Genomic DNA, 21,681 nt, shown 5'->3' on the forward strand with positions numbered 1-21,681 from the left:
TTACTTCTTGTCGCCGTCATCAGTATCGGTATATTCGCCGTTAATGGTATCGTCATCCTTGCCATCAGCACTGTTGGCGCTGCTACCGGCATCGCTGCCAGCGGCGCTACCAGCACCAGCTGCGCCGGACTGCGCGGCCTGGGCCTGCTGGTACAACTTGACCGTCATGTCCTGGACGATCTTGTTCAGCGCGTCCTTCTTTTCCTTCATGGCGTCAATGTCGTTCTTCTCCTGGGCCTTCTTCAGCTCATCGCGAGCATCCTCAGCCTTCTTGATGTCGGCATCGTCAACCTTGCCCTTAACGTCCTTCAGGGTCTTGTCGGTCTGGAACAGGAGTTGGTCGACTTCGTTCTTCAGGTCAACCTCTTCCTTACGCTTCTTGTCGGCGTCCGCGTTGGCTTCAGCTTCCTTCACCATGCGGTCGATTTCTTCATCAGACAGACCTGACGAACTCTTGATGGTGATGTTCTGGGACTTGCCAGTGCCATATCCTTGGCGGATACCTGCACGATCCCGTTCTTATCAATGTCGAACTTAACTTCGATTTGTGGCACACCACGTGGTGCCGCCGGAATGTCCGACAGCTGGAACCGCCCCAAAGTCTTGTTGTCCGCGGCCATTGGGCGTTCACCCTGGAGCACGTGGATATCAACGGCTGACTGGTTGTCCGCCGCCGTACTGAAGACTTGCGACTTGCTGGTTGGAATCGTGGTGTTACGGTCGATCAACTTGGTGAAGACACCACCCATGGTTTCAATCCCCAAGGACAGTGGCGTAACGTCCAACAGCACAACGTCCTTCACGTCACCGGAAATGACACCACCCTGGATAGCGGCACCTAAGGCCACGGCTTCATCTGGGTTGATGGAGTGGTCAGGTTCCTTACCCGTCCAGTTCTTAACGGCTTCCTGAACGGCCGGGATCCGGGTCGAACCACCGTTCAGGATAACCTTATCGATGTCACCGTTGGACAAGCCGGCATCCTTCAAGGCGTTCTGCACTGGAATCCGCGTCTTTTCAACCAGGTCAGCCGTCATTTCGTCGAACTGAGCCCGGGTCAACGTCTTCTCCAAGTGCAGTGGACCGTTAGCACCAGCTGAAATGAATGGCAGGGAAATCTGGGTCTGAGAAACACCAGACAGATCCTTCTTGGCCTTTTCGGCTGCATCCTTCAACCGCTGCATTGCCATCTTGTCCTTGGACAAGTCCACGCCGTTGTCAGCCTTGAAGCCTTCAACCAACCAGTCGATGATCTTGTTATCAAAGTCATCACCACCGAGGTGGGTATCACCGTTCGTGGACAATACTTCGAAGACACCGTCACCTAACTGCAGGATGGAAACATCAAACGTCCCACCACCAAGGTCGTAAACCAAAACCTTCTCGTCGTCGTCAGACTTGTCCAGGCCGTATGCCAAAGCGGAAGCAGTTGGTTCGTTAACGATCCGCTTAACGTCCAAACCCGCAATCTTGCCGGCATCCTTAGTGGCCTGACGCTGGCTGTCGTTGAAGTAGGCCGGTACGGTGATGACCGCTTGTGTCACGTCTTCACCGAGGTAGTCCTCAGCAAACTTCTTGATGTACTGTAAAATCATGGCCGAGATTTCTTGCGGCGTGTATTCCTTATCGCCGACCTTGACCTTGTAACCTGCTTCACCCATGTGCCGCTTAATTGAAATAATGGTGTCGGGGTTAGTGATTGCCTGACGCTTAGCCACTTCACCAACCTGGATCTCGCCATCCTTAAACGCAACCACGGACGGGGTCGTCCGGTTACCTTCTGGGTTGGTGATAATCTTGGGTTCGCCACCTTCAAGGACGGCGACGGCACTGTTAGTAGTACCTAAGTCAATACCAATAATCTTTGCCATATTGATTTACTCCTTAAATTTAATTAACTATTTTATTTAGCAACAACTACCATGGCTGGACGCAAAACCCGGTCATGCAACTGGTAACCCTTTTGCAGAACCTGCGCCACCGTGTCGGCCGGATGCTGGTCATCCGCCGTAATGGTCTGCACAGCTTGATGCACGTTAGGGTCAAACTTTGACCCTTCCGCCTGGATTTCGGTGACCCCGGCTTCCTTGAGGGCTTGCTGAAGGTGACTAGCCACCATCGAAACCCCCTGCTTCAACTGTTCGGCGGCCGGATCGGTCACCTCAGTTGCCAGGGCCCGTTCCAGGTTATCCAGCGACGGCAAAATCGCCGTAATGACCTTCTGACCGTCGTAACGGGCCAGTTGTTCACGCTCCTTCTTGAACCGGGCGTTCATGTTCTTGATTTCTGCTGCTGCTCGCAGGTAATTATCCTCGAGCTCGTCCCGCTCGGCCTGTAATTGCTTCGTGGCCTCGGCGTCGGGACTGTCAGCAGCAATCAAGTGCTCCAAGTCTTCTGCCGACCGCTCCAAATTTTCTTTGGCGACGTCAGCACCTGATTCGGGCTGTTGCCCTTCCTTTTTGGACATTGTGGTGCTCCTTTCCAGACCCACCTCAATGGTGGTCATAGTAGTTAGTTAAGCGTGAGGCTAATTCCGTTCTGAACGCTTCCAGTAAACCGATCATCTTCGAGTACGGCATCGACTTTGGCCCCAGGATGGCAATCATCCCCTGACCGTGATCGTTCACCGAGTACCGCGCCGTAATCAAGCTGAGATTACGCAGGGATTGGTCGGATAACTCCGAACCCAGCCGGACCGAGATTGGTCGCTGGGCCGCATCGTCATCGGTGTGGGTGTCCAGTAACTCGTTGAGCTCGTCCTGTCGGTCAATTAACCGGTAGATCTGCTTGAGCTCGTTCAAATTGTCGGAGCCAAAGTAGTCCATCAGGTTCAACCGGCCGCCAACGTAAAACCGCTCGCTGACTGCCTTCCGCAGGACATCGCCAAAAGCATCCAGGAAGCCCTGCGGCGTCTGCAGTTGCTGCATCAACATAGCGGGAACATCGGTCCGCAACTTTTGCGCCACGGTGGTCAGGCTTTCGCCTACTAGCTGGTCGTTGATAATGCGGATGGCCTTCTCCACCTGCTCGGATGCCAACTCCCGCGGCAACGTGAATACCTGGTTCTGCACGCTCCCATCACTAGCCACAATGATGGCCATGACCTGATGGTTGCCGAGCGGCACTAGCCTGAAGCCTTCAAGGGTCAGGTTAGCCACCTCGGGTCCCAGGGTAATGGCAGTGTAGCTGGTTAAGTTGGACAGGATCCGCGCCGACTGCTCAATAATCTCGTCGATACGGCCAAAGTCGTTCCCGAAGGACTGACGGATCGTCTGCATCTCCCGTTCTGGCACCCGGGCCGGGGTCAGCATGTTATCAAGGTAATACCGATAACCAGCCGAACTTGGTACCCGACCAGAACTACTATGGGTCTTACGGATCAACCCAGCGTCCTCCAGCGCGGCCATGTCGTTACGGATGGTTGCTGAACTCACATGGATGGGTAACGACGTCATGAGGGTTTTACTCCCCACGGGCTGGCCCGTCTCCGTGTACAGCTTGATGATATCTTTGAGCACCATCAGCTCCCGTTCTGTTAACATGTCCTCACCTCCGGAATTAGCACTCATACTTTCTAAGTGCTAACACCAATAATATACAACCAGTGATTAGCAATGTCAACGTGCGGTTGCTAAAATGCCGAAAATTCAGCCTAAGTCGGACTTATGCCCCGTCCGCGCGTCCTGCTGCGCGTTAATTACCATGGGTGATCCGCCAAGAACGCACGGCTATGCACCTCATCTTGTTGCAATTGCTTGATCAGCCCGTCAGCGTCGACAAACTTCACCTCACCACGCAACCGGTGACACCAGGCCACTTTGACGGTCTCACCGTATACCTGGGCGTCAAAATCAAAGAGGTTGATCTCCACCGTCAGGGCCCGGCCAGCACCAAAGGTAACGTTGTAGCCTACGGACGCCATCCCGTCATACCACCGTCCCTGAACGTAAACGCGGTTAACGTATACCCCAACACCGGGAAGCCACTCGTGCACGGGTGTTTCGATGTTGAGCGTGGGGAAGCCCAACTCGCGACCACGGGCTTCACCATGAACAACGGTGCCCGAAGTCTGGTAGTCGTACCCCAGCAGGGTTGCCGCCAAGTCAACGTCACCGGCGGTCAACGCCGTGCGAATACGGGTGGAACTGATCTTGGCACCCGCCAACGTCTGCTCGGGCACCGTGACCACCTCAAACCGGCCCGCAGCGTATTGCGGCAATAGTGCCATGTTGGCAACGTCATGGGGACCATATGTATAGTCAAACCCGGCCACCACAACCACTGCCTTCAATCCGACCAGGTACTGATCCACAAATTCTTGGGGCGCTAACCGGGCGAACGACGGTGTAAAGTGCGCCACGTAAAAAAATGTCGACGCCCAGTTGGTCCGCCAACTCCTCTTTGCGCGCCAACGTGGACAGGTACTTGAACGTAGACGCGTCGGCACCACCATAGACGATGGACGGGTGCACATCGAACGTCATCAACGCTAACGGCACGTGGCGCGTGTCCGCCAAGGCCCGGGCACGTTTGATCACGGTCTGGTGCCCGCGGTGAACACCATCAAAAAAAGCCTAGCGTCAAAACGATGGGTCCGCTTGGGCGTTCGGCATCCGTTAATGGTTTAGTAATATCAATTCTTTGCAAACTAATTCCCCTATTTCTGTCGTGGGCGTTGCCGGCCCGCTGTCCGCGGCACCACATTACCCAGATACATCGTCTCAGGTTTGTAGGCGCCATCGACAAGCCGGTAAACGCCCTTCATAACGTCCTGCCAGTACACGCGCACGCGCGGGGCAGTTAAACCATCCGCTAAAAACGAGTGCCCGTGACCAACGATTTCCCATTGAGCAGGCGTGAGGTCAACGGCCGGCAACTGAGCGTAAGCCCAATCAACGCCATCAATCAATTGGTTAACGGTACCTGCAGCCGCGGCGGTCTGTAACTCGTCAAGCGTCACACAATCCGCTAGCGTGAACCCGCCACTCTGTTGCCGGGTTAACTGGCTCATGACGCAGCGAGGCCCAACTTGCGACCTAAGTCCACCGACAGGGTGCGAATGTAGGTACCCTTGCTGACGGTCGCCCGAAAAGTAAACGACTGTGTACCCGCCGTAGCGTCGAAGCTCGTCGGGCCGGTGCGCACAAATTCACTGACGTGGGCGTGGCGTTCAGGCCGTGTGACTGGTTCCCCCGCCCGCGCGTATTCATACAACCGCCGGCCGTTGACGCGCACTGCGGAATAAAGCGGCGCCACCTGGATGATGTCGCCGACAAAAGTCTGCATGGCCGCGTCAATGGCCGCATCGGCAAGGGGCGCGGTTAAGGGCGTCCGCTCGACGACCTCCCCGTCCAGGTCCTCAGTGGTGGTGGCAAACCCCAGCGTGACGGCACCGGTGTAGACCTTACCACCGCTTTGCAACTGCGTGATGGCCTTCGTCGCCGTACCAATAGCCAGGGGCAGTACGCCGTCCACGTTGGGATCCAGTGTGCCGCTATGGCCAATTTTTTTTGATGTGCAAAATCTTACGCACTTGGTAGACCACGTCAGCGCTAGTCAGCCCCCGTGGTTTGTTAATTGGTAATAATCCGTCCATTAATTTGTTCCTTATCTAGTGAATGTGTTTACGTTTCTGGGTGCGCTGGTGCCACAAAATGGTCACTACAAAGGCCAGCAGCACAAAGATGCTGAAAAGCACGTTCGGGATCTCAATATTGATTTGGGGCAGACTGAGAAACAGCTTGACCGCAATCACCGCAATCAACACGTACGCCATGTACAGGAGTTCCGGAATACGCGCAATCAGCGTAATCATCAACTGGGCGACAAAGCGCATTGCAAGAATACCAATGCACCCGCCCAGGAGCACGATGACCGGATTACTATCGATGGCCAACGCCGTCAAAATTGAATCAACCGAAAAGACGATGTCCATGAGCTCCACGGTTAGCACCGTGCCCCAAAATGAGCGGCGTTTGCGCGGCTTGGTTGCAGTTGCTTCACTGCTGGGATGATGTTGCTGGTAGAAAAAGTGCACCGACATATAGAGCAAGTAGCCGCGCCCAACGCCTTGATGCCCCAAAAACGCATGAGGTACGTCCCCATGCCAATTGCAATGAACCGGAACAGGTAAGCACCCCATAAACCATAAATGAGGGCCTTCTTTTCCAAGCTTTGGTTGTGTAAGCCCTGCGTTTGTGCGGCCAGGACCACCGCGTTATCCACAGACAAAAGGCACTCCATAACGGCGAGCATCAGGATGGTAAGTAAGCCGGAACCCGTTAAAATGGCGGCGTGCCAGTCACCCGCCGCAAAAAAAAGGGCCCGTATAATTTTTGTATTAGTTGCATCATGCCCCGGGCCCCCTTTTTTTATACTTAGGTCATATTATAACTTACCGGTCCCGAGCTGGCTATGATACCCGCGTAACTGCAGTTTGGTATGCAGCCACAATTACCGCCGGGCACGTGTCACGGCTACTTGCTGCCACTGACCAAAGTTCGTATGATCTGGCGTCAGCGCCAAGTTGCGCACCCGCGTACTTGTGGGTACCAACGTCACCCCGTACGTCAGCGGGACGACTGCGGCCTGATTGAGCATGTACCGCTGCCAGCGGTGCAAGGCCGCGATGCGGTAACGCTCATTAAATGCCCGCGCACTGTCGATTTGCTGCAACAATTGCGTATTCCGCGCCGTGGCAAACCGACTAAAGTTATAGGGTGCTGCCGGCCCGTACAGACTCATCGGCGAAGGCTCGGAGCTGAGTGACCAGGAACCAATGAACGCATCAACATTCTTCGGGTTGGCCGCCACCAACTTATAAAAGGCATTCATTTCGATTGGGCGCCCGGTCGTGAGCTTCACGCGTAGGCCCACCTTCTTCCATTGCTGAATGAAGTCTGTATTCATGGCGTCAGTCGTAGCATCACCCTGCATCACCGCCAAGTGAATGGTCAGCGGGTGTCCCTGGGGATCGGTGCGGTAACCATGCCGTCCCATCCGGTAACCGGCCTGGTTGAGTAGGTGCCGCGCCTTACTTAAATTCAACGTGTAACCACGAGTACGTAAATGGTAGCGCCCGTACGCGGTCGGAATCAGGGTCGTGCCCCGCGTCCGTGACCCGGGGTAAAGCTTACGCACCACCGCGTCCAAATTCAGGGCATACAGCATCGCCTGCCGCAGACGCCGGTCGCTCATCCGCGCGTGGGTATCCATCACGTTGCGTCCGGTTTGCTGGTCGAAGTGTCCCAGATTAAAGGCCAGGTACGTATAACTCATGCTCGGTTTACGCAACGTGGTATAACCCGCCAGGTGTTTAACATGCGGGTATTGCGCAGAGGGCATGTTGAAGATCAGGTCGTATTGTTTAGCCTTCAACGCCGTGGTCACCTTGGCGTTCGCCAAAGTCGTGACGTTAATGTGCCACAGATGCGGGGTACCCTTGTAGTAATACGGGTTCCGTGCGTAACGCACCGCCTGCCCATCCACAACTTTGGTCAGCCGGAAGGGCCCAAACGTTAGCAAACGACTCCGCATGCGGGGACTCTGTGCTAGTTTGGCAAAGGGAATACTTTTGAGGTAATGGTATGGCTCAGCATACTCCCAGATGTACCCGTTGCCACTATTTTGCATCCCCGGTTTCATGGTCTTAAAGTGCAGTACCACGGTCCGCCCCTGCGTACCCTGTGGCATCGTGATTCCACTAATGGTCCGCGCAGTGCCTGCATGATACGCCGCCATACCACGAATGTTTTGGATGGCGTCAGTGTAACGTGCCGACTTGGTCGCACGGTTCGCTAAAATTTCGTACGCATACTCAACGTCATGCGCAGTGACGGGTTGCCCGTCAGCCCACCGCACGTGACGTTTAACCGTAATCGTGGCAGTCCGCCGGTGCCGGTTAAGTTTGATGGTTGCCGCACCTTGCCGGTTAAACCGGTAGTTACGACCCACACCAAAGAGCGACTCGGTACCAAACTGCGTGACGGTCAGGTCAGTAGTGTCGTCCGCTAATTCGGGTGCAAAGACGCCCGTAAACGGCGTATCGGTAGCAACAGCCACACTCAATGTGCCCCCACTAATTGACCGACTTTGATTAGTGGTATATGTATGTGCACCAGCACTGGTCTGTGTCTGCGCACGGTGGCCACACCCGGCCAATCCCAGGGCCAACACCCCTACAGTGATCATGGCCCTACCTAGACGGTTATTCATTGTTATTGATCCTTCCTCAATCCCCCACGTCAGTTACAATCACCTAATGCACTCCCCGGGACAGTATAAGCCATCATTTTGCCGCTGAACAGCGCTAACGCCCAAGTGAAGCGCAAAGCAGCCTCGTGACTGAACCTGCCCGGACAACACAAACGGTCCATCCCCGCAAATGGGGATGGACCGTCATGATCTTGAAACTATCGTTGAGAGAAAGGTAACGCACAGGTTAGCGGCTGTTGCTGGTAACCTCAACGTCTTGCCACTGAAGGTATTCCTTGTCAGCTGGGGAAATCGCGAAGTTCTTCACGCGGTTGCTGGTTGGGTAGACCGTAATGGTGTACATCAGTGGTGCCACCGGGGCTTCCTTCAACATATACCGCTGCCACTGCTTGAAGGCCTTAACCCGGTAAGCGGTGTTAAAGGACTTCTCACTGTCGATCTTGTTGAGCAGCGCCGTGTTCTTCTTGGAAGTAAACCGACTAAAGTTGTACGGCGCATCCTTGGAGTACAGGTCCATGGGGGATGGCTCGGAACTTAACTGCCATGCAGCGGCAAAGACATCATAGTCAGACGTGTTGTTTTCAATCTTGTTGTAGAAGGCATTGAACTCAATAGCCCGCCCAGTGGTGAGCTTAACGCGCAGACCGATCTTCTTCCATTGCTGGATGAAGTCTTGGTACATAGCATCCGTCGTGTCATCACCCTGCATGACGGCAAAGTGGATGGTCAACTTCTTGCCGTTAGGATCGGTCCGGTAGCCATCCTTACCCAGCTTGTAACCCGCCTTGTTCAACAGGCTCTTGGCCTTCTTCAGGTTCAGGTTATAGCCCGTAGCATTCAGGTGGTACTTGCTAAATGCGGGTGGAATCAGTGTCGTTGCACGAGTCCGGACACCAGGGTAGAACTTCTTGGCCACCTGGTTGAGGTTCAAAGCGTACAACATCGCCTGACGCAATGACCGGTTACTCATCTTGGCGTTCTTGTTCATCACGTTGGTGCTGGTCTTGGCATCGTACTTGCCCAGGTTGAACCCGAGGTAAGTGTACTCCAGGGCTTTCTGGCCCAACATGGTGTAGCCCTTGGCGTTCTTGTAGTTCTTGTACTGAGCGGCAGGCATACCCAAGACGATATCGTACTTCTTGGACTTGATGGCCGTCACGGCCTTGGACGTGGCCAAGACTTCAATGTCGATCTTGCTCAACTTGGGTGTGCCCTTGTAGTAGTACTTGTTGCGGGTAAACTCAACGGACTGCCCGCTGACAACCTTACTAAACTTGAACGGCCCAAAGGTGACGGGGTGCTTGCGGACCTTGCTACTCTTGGCCAGATCAGCAAACGGTACGTCTTTGAGGTAGTGGTATGGCTCGGCGTTTTCCCAAATGTAGCCGTTGCCTGATTGCTTCATTCCAGGCTTCATTTGCTGGAAGTGCAGGACAACGGTCTTCCCGTTATCACCGTCCGGCTCCGTAATCCCAGAAATAGTCTTCGCGGCGCCAGTGTGGTAAGCCGCCATCCCCTTGATGTTTTGCAACGAGTCGGTGTAACGTGAAGACTTCGAATCCTTGTTGGCAATGATTTCGTAGGCGTACTCCACGTCTTTTGCCACGACCGGCTTGCCATCGGACCAACGGACGTTCTTCTTGATCTTAATGGTGGCGGTCTTTGCTTCCGGTTCAGCTTCAAGGTTGCGGCGCCCTTGTTGGTGTACTTATAATCCTTACCAACGCCAAACAAGCTTTCAGTCGCAAACTGCATAAAGTCCGAATCGGACGCGTTATCCGATAACTCGGGAGCGAAAATCCCGGCAATTGGTGAATCGGACACCTCGGCAACGCTCAACGTGCCCCCCTTAACCGCCTTTTTGCTGTTGGTCGTTGCCGTTTTGACGGCACTGGATGCACTCTTGGTACTCGAAGAACTCTTGGAACCACACGCCGCCAGTGTGAGCGCCAGAACAGCGGTCATCGCTCCGGCCATATATTTGGAACGCTTCTTCATCCTCAAATCCCCTTTCCTCAAAACCAGACCACGGACAATAAAAAAACAATTAATAATTTCTAACTACAAACTAATTATATACACATCTTCATCAAATGCAAACGTAATTTTCATTTTTTTTGCTACCCACGCCGTTGCCGTGCGTTGGCCGCCCGTTTGAGCGCTTGCCCCACCGCGTTAATGGAGAGGGATAGCGTCAATAACAGTACCGCAGCGGGTAACCACACCCACCAGTAATCGATGATGGTGACGGGATCGTTGGCATAGCCAATCAAGGTCCCCAGTGATGGTTGCGAGGCTGGCAGGCCAAAGCCCAGGAAGGACAACCCGGTTTCAATCCCAATCGAACTCGCGACCGTTAGTGTGAGGTCGGTGATCACAAACGAGCTAATGTTGGGCAAAACCTCCCGAAACATAATTACGACGTTGGGCGTGCCCGAGGTTTTAGACGCCATCACGTATTCACGCTCGGACTGCGTCAGAATCTGCGACCGAATCAGCCGCGTGGTTGACGTCCAGCTGAACAACGTCAAGATCCAGACCAACTTGAGCGGATCGAGGTTATTCACTAATTGCGCCAAAATGATAATGATCAAAAAGTGTGGTAATACCATCCAAAAATCAACGATTCGCATCAATACGTTATCGATTAGCCCACCAAAGTAGCCGGAGACCGTCCCCAAAACAATGCCAATCAGTTCGTTCAGTACGGCCACGGACACCCCAATAAAGATCGAGTTGCGCGCGGCGACAAACAGGTACCGGAACATGTCGCGTCCACTAGCGTCAGTCCCCAGTAGGTGCCCATCCGTGCCTGGCGCCAAGTAGCGGTCCAAAACGTTGACCGTGGTCACTTTGCCTGCTGACCAAACTAGGCCACCGATAAAAGCACCCAGCACGATGACAACCGCGATGGTCAACGCCACGATGGCCAGTTTATCCTTAAGAAATTCACGACCCAATACGCGCATGGCGGAGGGTGAAACTAACGCATCGGCATCATCACGTGCGACTCCTGCCGCCACCACTTGCGGATTTTGTTTCTTGCGTGCAAACATATACACCCCTCCTATTCAATCCGAATGCGTGGGTCCACAATGCTCATGATGATATCGGAGAGCAAGTTGCCTAGTAACGCGAGGATCCCAAACAGTAGCGTGAGCGCGGTAATGACCGAATAGTCACGCCCGGCAATGGAGTTGACGAACAACTGACCCATCCCGGGTAGCTAAAGATGGTTTCCACGAAGATGGAGCCACCCAGCAACCCCGTAATGGAATTCCCCATAAACGCCGCAATTGGGAGAATGGAGTTCCGCAAAATGTGCCGGTTGAAGACCACCTTTTCGGGTACCCCTTTGGACCGCGCCGTGCGCACAAAATCTTCCGAGGTGTTGTCGATCACGCCTGAACGCAGGTACAAAATAATGCTCGATGTGCCCAGCACGCCGGCCAATAGCGCCGGCAAGATCATGTGCCGCAGGTGACTGAACAGCAGGCCGATCACCCCGCTCGCACCCAAAGCCACTGAACCGGTGGTCGGGAACCAGTTCAGTACGTAGCCAAACAACCAAATACCAAACAGGAAGAAGACGAATGATGGCAATGAAAGACCAACGTACGAGTAGATCTGAATAGCCTTGTCCCGCTTGGAACCCTCGTACCGCCCGGCAATCACGCCCAGCGGAATAGCGATGGCATACACAATAATCAATGTCAGTAAGGACAGCCAGAAGGTGTTGACCGCCCGCTCGCCAATCAGTCCGGTGACAGCCCGCTTGTAGGTGTAGCTTTGACCCAAATTGCCGTGGAACAGGTTGATCAGCCAATGATAGTACTGGATCCACCAGGGATCGTTGAGCCATACTCTTGACGCAGGTGCGCGAGCTGGGTGGGATCCGTCTGCGGCGTGATGGCACCGGTCAGCGGATCACCAGGCATCATTTTGGCCAACACGAAGATGATGATACTCAGTAGAAAAATTTGCGGGATCATGACCAGGACCCGCTTCAGAATTGTTTTCCACATTAGTCCGCACCCCCCCGAATGGCCGCCAAAGTGGCGTCGGGTAACGCTACAAAGTGGGTCGGTGATACCTGCTGCAGGTCGAGCACCCGGCCGTCCTGACCGTAGTAGCGCGATTCCTCGTGCTTAAACTCGGCTTCAACCGCCAGCCGGTGACGACGGTCCGCCTCGCGGCCGTCCGGATTGACTTCCGGAATGGCAGAAAGCAACCGTTTAGTGTAAATATGCTGCGGATGCTGATAAATGTCCGCTCGCGTACCGATCTCGACAAACCGCCCGCGGTGCATGATGGCCAAATTTTTGCACATGTGCCGTACCACGCCCAAATCATGCGAAATGAACAAGTAGGCAATGTTATATTCCTGCTGAATCTGCTTCATGAAGTTCAGCACTTGCGCCTGCACGGACAGATCAAGTGCTGACACCGGTTCGTCAGCCACAATTAATTTGGGGTTGGTCGCCACGGCCCGTGCAACCCCAATCCGCTGGCGTTGCCCACCGGAAAATTCGAATGGGTACTTGTACAGGGCGTCTTGAGGCATACCCACGATGTCGAGCAACTCCTTGATACGGTGTTGTTCCTCGGTGGCGCTCAAGTTTTCAAAGTTGCGAATCGGTTCCGCGATGATGTCGGCAATCCGCTTCCGGGGATTCAAACTGCTCAGAGAATCCTGAAAAATCATCTGTACGTCTTTGTTGTAGCGGAGCCGCCGGCGGGTCCGTGCGTTGGTAATATCTTGACCCTGATAAATAATTTGACCACTAGTCACCTTCTCCAACCCAACAATGGCTTTGCCCGTTGTCGACTTACCGGAACCAGACTCACCAATCAATCCGTACGTTTCCCCCGGTTCAATGTTGAAATTAATGCCGTCCACTGCCAGCACGTGATCGGTAACGCGGTTCCAAAAACCCGACCGAATTGGGTAGTGCACCTTTAAATTTTTGATTTCAATCAGTGACATGGGCATCACCTCCTGCAGCAACTGGCGCTTCGTCTTCAAAGTGGAAGGTCTGGTAGCACGTGCACTGGACGAGGTGACCCGGCGCCACTTCATGCATCGTCGGGTGCGCCTCATGGGCTGAGGCCGGAATCCACGGAATACGTTGTGCAAAGCGGCAGCCGTCAATCTGCATGTGCTTCAGATCCGGCACCGTACCCTGAATCACGTGCAACTCATCATCCTCGGAATCCGCCTGGGGCATGGAACGCAGCAAACTGCGCGTGTATGGATGCAACGGATGGTTAAACACGTCGCCCACCGTGCCCTGCTCCACGATCTGGCCCGCGTACATGACGGCCACCCGGTCAGCGACTTCGGCCACTACGCCGAGATCGTGAGTAATGAGAATAATACCGCTGTGACTTTCCTTCTGGATATCTGCCAGCAAGTCCAAAATTTGGGCCTGAATGGTCACGTCTAGCGCCGTGGTTGGTTCGTCAGCGATAATGATGGGTGGTTTGCAGGCAATCGCAATGGCAATCACTACCCGTTGACGCATCCCACCGGATAATTCGTGGGGGTACTGCCGCGCCACTCGGCTGGTTCCGGAATTCCCACCTGGTCGAGTAACTCCAAGACCCGCTGCTGGCGCTGTTCCTTAGTCATATCGGTATGGTAAACCAACGTTTCGGCAATTTGGTCCCCAATCCGCATCAATGGGTTTAACGCCGCCAAGGGGTCCTGAAAGATCATGCCGATATCTTTGCCCCGAAACTGGTTGTAAAGTTTCTCGTTCAGACCCACTAAGTTATAAGTGTTGTACTGAATGGTGCCCGTGACCCGCGTATTATGCGGGTCGTGCAACCCGATGATGCTGGTTGCCAGCGTACTCTTACCGCAGCCAGACTCGCCCACAATCGCAAGTACCTCATTACGATGGAGCTCCAGACTTACGTCATTCACGGCGTCAAAGTAATCGTCACCGTTGCGAAACGCGGTATGTAAATGCTGGATGTCTAGCAGTACGTCATCCGGTTTGTCCATGAATAAGCCCCCTTCGGCAGCATTGCGAAAAGCAACAGTTGCCCTTTAACTATTAATAATAGTGTGAAATCAATTAAATTTCAATGGGTTAATTCTTCATATCTGTCTTATTTTTAGTGATTATCAAGGGCCCGCGGTCAGGCCGGCGGAGCCCCGGTGCAACTGACACTGTAGCCGTTATCACCGCCCTCGGCGCATCCGCCCGGAGCCTCCGCATGGCCGGGAAGGGCTATGCACTGCGCAAAAAAAGAGCACGGTTACCTGCATCGGCAACCGTGCTCTGATGATTTAATAACGCGAGACTACTTGCGTCTGCACGTCTTAATCTTTATCTTCATGCTGCTGCGCGTCCGTAGCCGCGTCCTCTTGGTTAGCCTTGGCGAGTAATTCGTCAATGTGCGCCCCATACTGGACGGACGTATCCTGCGCGAAGGTCAAACTTGGAACCTTGAACAAGCGGATCCGGCGACCAACTTCACGACGGATCAACCCTTTGGCTTTGTTCAAGCCAGACAGGACGTCCGCAACGTGGGCCGGTGAATCGTCCAGCACACTAAAGTAGATCGTGGCCTGCTGCAAGTCACCAGTTAACGTGACCCCAGTAATCGTCACGCCTTCAACACGTGGGTCGTTTACCAACTTCAACAGAATATCGTCAACTTCACGCTGTATCTGTTGTTCAACGCGTCCAATACGATGTTTCATGATGATTCCTCCTCGCTGATGCTCAGGCAGATCGGTAGTGGCTTACTTTACCGGTACCTGTTCCATCGTGTAGGCTTCAATCTGGTCATCAACCTTGATGTCGTTGTAGTTTTCAATCGTCAGCCCACATTCGAACCCACTCTTGACTTCCTTGACGTCATCCTTGAAGCGACGCAGACTGCCCAGCTTGCCTTCGTAAATGACGATGCCATCGCGAACCAGACGCACACCAGAATCGCGGGTGATCCGGCCGGAATCGACCAAACAACCAGCAACGGTGCCGACCTTGGAGACCTTGATGGTTTCGCGCACCGTCAGGGAACCAATAACCTTTTCCTCGTAAACAGGATCCAGTTGGCCCTTCATGGCTGCTTCGATTTCGTCAATTGCCTTGTAAATAACACTGTGCAGACGAATGTCCACATCTTCTTGTTCTGCTTGGGCACGGGCCTGAGCAGTCGGCCGAACGTTGAACCCGATAATAATCGCGTTCGATGCACTCGCCAGGGTGACATCACTTTCGTTAATGGCCCCCACAGACTCGTGAATGATGTTCACACGCACACCTTCCACGTTGATCTTCTTTAGGGAACCATCAATGGCTTCAACGGAACCTTGTACATCGGCCTTGATGATAACGTCAACTTCCTTCATCTGCCTTCCTTCATCGTTTCGAAGAGGTTGTCCAGGGTAACGTGAGAACCGGCCCGCCGCTCCTTATCCAGGGCGCGACTAGCACGTTCCTCACCTGCTGCCCGGGCAGTCTTTTCGTCGTCAAAGACGACCAGTTTGTCCGCAGACTGTGGCACATCATTCAGACCAGTGATTTCAACTGGCATACTTGGCGTAGCGTCCTTAACGCGCCGACCACGATCGTTAGTCATCACCCGGACACGACCATAGGTGTTACCCACAACGACCGGGTCCCCAACATGCAACGTACCTTGCTGAACCAGGACGGTGGCCATTGGGCCTTACCCTTGTCCAAACGGGCCTCAATGACGGTACCAACGGCCTTCTGGTCTGGGTTGGCCTTCAATTCCAGCACGTCGGCTTCTAGTAAGATCATTTCGAGCAACTCATCAATGTTCTTACCGTACTTAGCCGAAATGTTGACAAAGATGGTATCCCCACCCCATGATTCTGGGATCAGTTCGTATTCAGCTAGTTCTTCAATGACCCGGTTCGGTTAGCACCTGGCTTATCAATCTTGTTAATGGCAACAATGATTGGCGCACCCGCGGCTTTGGCGTGGTTAATGGCTTCAACTGTTTGTGGCATGACCCCGTCATTGGCCGCAACGACCAAGACAACAATATCGGTAATGTCCGCACCACGTGCCCGCATGTTCGTGAAGGCCGCGTGCCCGGGAGTATCCAGGAAGGTGATCAGACGATCATTCAGCTTAACTTGGTAAGCACCAATATGCTGGGTGATCCCGCCGCTTCGCCTTCGGTGACGTGCGTGTGCCGCAACTTGTCCAACAGCGTCGTCTTACCATGGTCAACGTGACCCATAATGGTAATAACCGGCGGCCGTGGCTGCAAGTTTTCCGTGGAAGTGGTCTCGGCTTCAAAGACCTTGTCCAGGTCGGTGATGTCTTCTTCAACCTTTTCTTGGGACTTGATACCGTAATCTTCAGCAATCAATTCAATGGTGTCCTTATCGAGGCTCTGGTTTTGGTTAACCATAATGCCCAACATGAACAACTTCTTGATAATTTCCGCTGGTTCACGGTGCAAGATCTTGCCCAGTTCCTGCGCGTTCATCCCCTCGGTGTAAACCAAAGTTTCTGGTAATGGACGTTCCTTACGCTGTGGCACTGGCTTGCGGGGTTCGTTGTTCCGCTGCTGACGACGCTTCTTGTTCTTACGCCGGCCCTTGTAAGGTGTCTCGCGACCAGTACCGTAGTTACGCTGACGCTGCGGCTTTGGCCGGGACGAAGAACTAGTCGTCCGCTGCTGGTTGGCCGCTGAACGTGCCGGTGCCGCCGACTTAGCCGCTGGCTTAGCAGCAGACAGTGCCTGCCGGGACTGGGAAGCTGCTGCGGCTGGCTTAGTCGCTGCACTCGATGCAGCAGCTGAACGCTGTGGCTTTGGTTCCTCAAAGCGACCAATTGGTGCACTCGACGTGCGGAATTCCGTCTGCTGGTGCTGGCGCAGCCGTGCTGCAGCAGCAGCGGCCCGCGAAACACGTGGCATTGGTGCTTCTGGTTGACGGTTGTTACCGCGACGGTTGTCATTACGACGGTTGTCGTTGCGGTTGTTACCACCACGCCGGTTATCGTTGCGGCCACCGTTGTTATTACGGTTACCACCATTGTTCCGGTTACGGTTATCATTCTGACCACGATTACCGTTGTTACCCTGGCCGCGGTTGTTACCGCCCTGGTTCCGGTTGCCTGGTGGTTGTTCCGGGTCGCGTTATGATTGTTTTGCGTCCCCGGACGGCGAATCGCGCTCCGACTAATCAAAGTCTTGCCATCTGCAGTCTTGTGCTGTGCATGGCTTGTCCCTGGCTTCTTGGCTTCGGCACTAGGCTTAGCCGCGGCACTAGCCGGCGCAGCCGCACTCTTGGCGGGCACAGCACTAGCAACAGGCTTGGCTGCAGCTTTCGGGGCCGCACTGGACGTGCTAGCATCCTTCAAGACTGCGCTCACCTTGCTGGCGTCGTTGTCGTCAATGGAATTCATGCTGGACTTAATACCGGTCAAACCGGCCTTCTTTGCAGCTGCAATAACTTCTTTACTCGTGACGTTGTTCTCCTTAGCAAATTCGTAAATACGCTTTTTGCCCATCTCTTCACGCTCCGATCTTTTAGGTCAGTAGCTTACTTAGCGCTTGGGCGAATCCCGCATCAACCACCGCAACAACACTGCGTTGGTGGCCGATGGCGGCGCTGAGCTCCATGACGGTCAGCGGTTGCACCACCGGTACGTCATAATAGCTACCCTTATCGTTTATTTTCTTGGTGAGGTTGGCACTCGCATCGCTAGCCAGGATGACCAAGCGTGCGCGGTGATCGGCAATTGCACCGAGTACGAACTCCGTACCCGTCACTAACTGTCCCGCGCGCTGGGCCAAACCCACCATGTTGGTTACCCGTTCCTGGTTCATCCTTGCTTGCCAAATAGTTCTTGACGCGCCTTCTGGTGGTCAACGTACGCATACAAGTCATCGTAGAAAGAGGGGTCAATCTTCATGCTGAAGGCCCCCTCAATGATGTGCTTACCCTTAGCCGCCTTGACGGCCTCCGGGTCCAACGCAACGTACGCTCCACGACCCGACTGCTTACCCGTCGGATCAATGGCGACCGTCTGCTCATCAACCTTCACAATACGCACCATGGACTTTTTCGGTTGCATCGTACCAGTCAATAAATCCTTACGCATAGGCACTTTCCGTGGCTTCATTGGCCCACCCCCTATTCGTTGGTGTCCGTTGGGTCTGACGCGGTAGTAGCCGCATCATCGTCCGGATCAGCCGCTGCATCGGTAGCTGCTTCGGTAGCCGCATCTTCATTAGCGTCCGTTGTATCGACGTCAGTTGCGACCTCTGCGGCTTCTTCAGCCTGGTCCTCGGCGGTCAGTTCGTCATCATCAACAAACTCAACCTCGGATTCAGGCTTGATGTCGATCTTAAAACCGGTCAACTTCGCAGCCAAGCGGGCATTTTGACCCTTCTTACCAATTGCCAACGACAACTGGTAGTCGGGGACGATGACCGTTGCGCTGCGTTCATTGTCCTCATCATTAAACTGCACGGCAATGACTTCAGCTGGGTTCAAGGCGTTAGCAATGTAGTCCGACGGGTCGTCTTCCCACTGCACGATGTCCATGTTTTCACCAGACAGTTCGTTAACAACAGCTTGGACCCGCGCGCCCCGAGGACCAACCGTGGTCCCCACAGCGTCAACGTTTTCGTTGTTACTCCGCACTGCCACCTTGGAACGGTCGCCGGCTTCACGCGCCACGCCCACAATCTCAACAGTACCATCATAAATCTCCGGTACTTCTTCTTCAAATAGGCGCTTGACCATTCCCGGGTTCGTCCGGCTAACAAAGACCTGTGGGCCCTTCGTTGCGTTCTCGACCTTCGAAACGTAGACCTTGATGTGCTCATGCATCTTGTACTCTTCGCGTGGCATCTGGTCCGACCGTGGCATGACGGCCTCCACTTTGCCTAACGAAACGTAGACAAATTTGTTGTCCTTCCGCTCCACGGTGCCCTGCATGATTTCGTTCTCATACTGGGAGTACTCGTCATACACGTTAGCCCGTTCAGCTTCACGTACTCGCTGCATGATCACCTGCTTGGCCGTCTGGGCGGCGATCCGGCCAAAGTTCTTCGGGGTCACCTCAAACTTGATGTGGTCACCAATCTCGTACGCCTTGTTGATGGCCGTGGCGTCCTTCAGGCTGACTTCCAACCGGGAATCAAAGACTTCATCCGTAACTTCCTTCACGGCGTAAACCTTAATGTCACCCTTTTTGGCGTCGAAGTCGACCTCAACGTTTTGGGCTTGGTTGTAGTTCCGTTTGTAGGCAGTCTGCAAAGCCGTTTCCAACGCGTCGATGACGATTTCCTTCTTGACGCCCTTCTCGGTTTCGAGCGCATCGAGCGCTTCAATCATTTCTTTTGACATGCTAATCCTTCCTTTACCTAGAACTCGATGGCCATCCGTGCATTAGCCAGATTATCCCGCGCAACGGTTACCGTGCGTGGGCGGCCCTTGACCTTGTAGGCAAGCGTTAACTCCGTATCGGTCAGGTTCGTTAACGTACCCTCAAAGACTTTTTGTCCATCCTGTTTCTGAAACAGACTGATATGGATGTACTCACCCACCGCATGCGTTAGATCTTCAGCGGTTTTAAGCGGTCGTTCCGCACCTGGACTCGAGACCTCCAGGAAGTAGGCCTGCGGGATTGGGTCAGGTTCGATTGCATCTAATTGTTCGCTCAGTTCGTCATTGACCATCACACAATCATCAAGGGTGATGCCGCCCTGCTTGTCAATGTAAACACGCAGGTACCAGCCAGCGCCCTCCTTCACAAACTCAACGTCGGTTAGAAAAAAAAGTTGTGCCGGTCAACAATTGGCTGCACGATTGCCGTCACCGTATCAACCACCGTACTCATTACTGTGCCCCCTTTCGGTCATGACACCCGGCAATAAAAAGAGTGAGCATCGCTGCTCACTCGACCGAGGTCTTAAAATCAATTGTTATTGTACCATACCCCTCCCGAGGTGGCAAGGCTTACTCCTTGTCAGAACACGGGTTAACAGTGCGCATCCTAATTAGTAGGAAGGACGCTGAATTGGTACGGCTCAGTGAACCACTTGTCAATGACCGCTACCCGCAACACCGGCCCCGGAGCACGTCCCACCTACCGGAACTACATTCCCCCACCAACCGTAAACCATAAATTAAAAGTTCCGGCGGCACCATACGGCGCCACCGGGAACTCTTGGTACTCAATAAATGTTAATCGTCATACCGAAAATGCGTCAACGGAGCGTGCTTAACGTCCTCAATTGTCTTCGTGCCCGCCAGTTGCATCGTAATGGCGAGCTCGTGGTCCAGGGCTTCAAAGACGCTCTGGACACCCTGTGCGCCACCCAGCGCCAAACCGTAAATTACCGGCCGCGCCAAGGCGACCAAGTCGGCACCCGCAGCCAGCGCCTTAAAGACGTGACTTCCCCGGCGCACGCCAGAGTCGAAGATGATTGGTACCTGGTGGTTAACCGCCTTGGCGATGTCCGCTAAGACGTCGAATGAGGCTGGACCACCATTGAGCTGCCGACCACCGTGATTGGAAACATAAATCCCGGCCGCACCGGCACCAATGGCCCGCAGCGCATCAGCTGGAGACTGGATGCCCTTCACAATGACAGGCAGGTCCGTGTAATCAGCGATCCGCCGCACATCATCTGGACTAATTTTCTGAGCTGCGGCCGCATAAATTTCGCCAATACCTTGGCCCTTACCGTCACCGTTAGCGAACTTTTCCAAGTTGGCCATTGGAATCGGGAACTGGAAGTTATTGACGATATCCTCTTCACGATAACCATCCACCGTTGCATCCACCGTCAAAATAATGGCCTTCACACCAGCACGCTTAGCTTCGTCGAGCAGACTGGCGTTAAACGTCCAGTCCTTACTCATGTACAACTGAAAGAATTGTGGTGCGCCGTCACCGGCGGCCGCCGTATCCGCAATGGACGTGGAACTATACGTGCTTTGTGCCATCAAGCCGCCAACGGCCGCGACCCCTTTGGCTGTATCCACCTCACCCTTCGCGTGGGCCAACCCTTGTGCCGCAGCGGGCGCCATCATCACCGGTGTGTCCAAGTGCAACCCAAAAATCTCGGTGCTCAAGTCTGGATGATCAATATTCGCTAATGCCCGCGGCACAATCTGGACGTGGTTAAACGCCTGCGTGTTGGCCTTCAACGTCCACTCATCCTCAGCGCCGCCATAAATATAGCCGAAACCACCAGTAGGAATAATCTTCTTAGCGGCTGCCTCGAGGGACGGGAGGTTCAAAATGTGCAACTGCTCTTCACGGTCACTTTGTTCATAGCCATTTGTTAACGTCATAATTAATCACCTTTCTTGTCTTGTTGCCTGATGAATTGCTTACGCGACTTAGTATAGCACTTACTTTTTAAAAGTAAACCGACAATCAAAATTTTTTTGCCAAAAAAACGGGTGCTGACCTACATGGCCAGCACCCGTCGCTACATTATTAA

General features: G+C 53.9%; 11 protein-coding genes and 10 pseudogenes. 1 reads left to right on the plus strand and 20 read right to left on the minus strand.

Annotated elements, in window-relative coordinates; genetic code table 11:
• From dnaK to infB, 14 genes and pseudogenes are all read right to left on the minus strand, one after another.
• Positions 1–1,871, minus strand: a pseudogene (dnaK, locus tag JCM13996_RS02625) (molecular chaperone DnaK).
• A gap of 32 nt (positions 1,872–1,903) precedes the next feature.
• Positions 1,904–2,467, minus strand: a complete 564-nt coding sequence (gene grpE / locus JCM13996_RS02630; protein WP_054749478.1) for a nucleotide exchange factor GrpE — start codon at positions 2,465–2,467, stop codon at positions 1,904–1,906.
• 25 nt (positions 2,468–2,492) lie between these two features.
• Complete coding sequence (gene hrcA, locus JCM13996_RS02635) at positions 2,493–3,542, minus strand: heat-inducible transcriptional repressor HrcA (RefSeq protein WP_054749479.1); 1,050 nt, start codon at positions 3,540–3,542, stop codon at positions 2,493–2,495.
• Between the two features lie 155 nt (positions 3,543–3,697).
• Positions 3,698–4,647, minus strand: a pseudogene (gene ribF, locus JCM13996_RS02640) (riboflavin biosynthesis protein RibF).
• Between the two features lie 10 nt (positions 4,648–4,657).
• Positions 4,658–5,596 (minus strand): annotated as a pseudogene (gene truB, locus JCM13996_RS02645) (tRNA pseudouridine(55) synthase TruB).
• A gap of 15 nt (positions 5,597–5,611) precedes the next feature.
• Positions 5,612–6,350, minus strand: a pseudogene (locus tag JCM13996_RS02650) (TerC family protein).
• A gap of 103 nt (positions 6,351–6,453) precedes the next feature.
• Positions 6,454–8,190: an oligopeptide ABC transporter substrate-binding protein gene (locus JCM13996_RS02655; RefSeq protein ID WP_162205165.1), complete on the minus strand. Its 1,737-nt coding sequence runs from the start codon at positions 8,188–8,190 to the stop codon at positions 6,454–6,456.
• 250 nt (positions 8,191–8,440) lie between these two features.
• Positions 8,441–10,212: pseudogene (locus JCM13996_RS02660) on the minus strand (oligopeptide ABC transporter substrate-binding protein).
• Between the two features lie 122 nt (positions 10,213–10,334).
• Positions 10,335–11,183, minus strand: a complete 849-nt coding sequence (locus tag JCM13996_RS02665; protein WP_225353444.1) for an ABC transporter permease — start codon at positions 11,181–11,183, stop codon at positions 10,335–10,337.
• A gap of 98 nt (positions 11,184–11,281) precedes the next feature.
• Positions 11,282–12,239: pseudogene (gene opp4B, locus JCM13996_RS02670) on the minus strand (oligopeptide ABC transporter permease).
• Positions 12,239–13,201: an ATP-binding cassette domain-containing protein gene (locus tag JCM13996_RS02675; RefSeq protein WP_156321826.1), complete on the minus strand. Its 963-nt coding sequence runs from the start codon at positions 13,199–13,201 to the stop codon at positions 12,239–12,241. Before JCM13996_RS02675 ends, opp4B begins: the two are co-directional and overlap by 1 nt.
• Positions 13,188–14,224, minus strand: a pseudogene (locus JCM13996_RS02680) (ABC transporter ATP-binding protein). Before JCM13996_RS02680 ends, JCM13996_RS02675 begins: the two are co-directional and overlap by 14 nt.
• A 321-nt stretch (positions 14,225–14,545) precedes the next feature.
• The gene (rbfA, locus tag JCM13996_RS02685) at positions 14,546–14,929 is read right to left on the minus strand and encodes a 30S ribosome-binding factor RbfA (protein ID WP_054749483.1); all 384 of its coding nucleotides are present in this window, start codon (positions 14,927–14,929) and stop codon (positions 14,546–14,548) included.
• Positions 14,930–14,971: 42 nt separating this feature from the next.
• Positions 14,972–17,130, minus strand: a pseudogene (gene infB, locus JCM13996_RS02690) (translation initiation factor IF-2).
• Positions 17,131–17,142: 12 nt separating this feature from the next.
• Here infB and JCM13996_RS12765 point away from each other — a divergent pair.
• Complete coding sequence (locus JCM13996_RS12765) at positions 17,143–17,358, plus strand: hypothetical protein (protein ID WP_082383771.1); 216 nt, start codon at positions 17,143–17,145, stop codon at positions 17,356–17,358.
• Positions 17,359–17,645: 287 nt separating this feature from the next.
• Here JCM13996_RS12765 and JCM13996_RS12770 read toward each other — a convergent pair.
• The 6 genes and pseudogenes from JCM13996_RS12770 to JCM13996_RS02715 form a co-directional block, all read right to left on the minus strand.
• Positions 17,646–17,726, minus strand: a pseudogene (locus JCM13996_RS12770) (translation initiation factor IF-2 N-terminal domain-containing protein); the annotation flags it as partial.
• Between the two features lie 19 nt (positions 17,727–17,745).
• A complete protein-coding gene (locus JCM13996_RS02695) occupies positions 17,746–18,045 on the minus strand; it encodes a YlxQ-related RNA-binding protein (RefSeq protein WP_054749484.1) in 300 nt (99 codons plus the stop codon).
• Positions 18,042–18,341 (minus strand): RNase P modulator RnpM, encoded by a 300-nt coding sequence (gene rnpM, locus JCM13996_RS02700; RefSeq protein WP_054749485.1) that lies wholly within the window; start codon positions 18,339–18,341, stop codon positions 18,042–18,044. The genes JCM13996_RS02695 and rnpM overlap by 4 nt, the downstream gene beginning before the upstream one ends.
• An 11-nt stretch (positions 18,342–18,352) precedes the next feature.
• On the minus strand, positions 18,353–19,573 hold the full coding sequence (gene nusA, locus JCM13996_RS02705; protein WP_054749486.1) for a transcription termination factor NusA: 1,221 nt from the start codon (positions 19,571–19,573) through the stop codon (positions 18,353–18,355).
• A gap of 17 nt (positions 19,574–19,590) precedes the next feature.
• Positions 19,591–20,066, minus strand: a pseudogene (gene rimP, locus JCM13996_RS02710) (ribosome maturation factor RimP).
• A 347-nt stretch (positions 20,067–20,413) separates the two neighbouring features.
• Positions 20,414–21,529 carry a lactate oxidase gene (locus tag JCM13996_RS02715; protein WP_054749487.1) on the minus strand — a complete coding sequence of 372 codons (1,116 nt, stop codon included), beginning with the start codon at positions 21,527–21,529 and terminating at the stop codon, positions 20,414–20,416.
• Positions 21,530–21,681: the final 152 nt, after the last annotated feature.

Origin of the sequence: Lacticaseibacillus thailandensis DSM 22698 = JCM 13996, from assembly GCF_001312865.1 — a bacterium.
Classification (GTDB): domain Bacteria; phylum Bacillota; class Bacilli; order Lactobacillales; family Lactobacillaceae; genus Lacticaseibacillus; species Lacticaseibacillus thailandensis.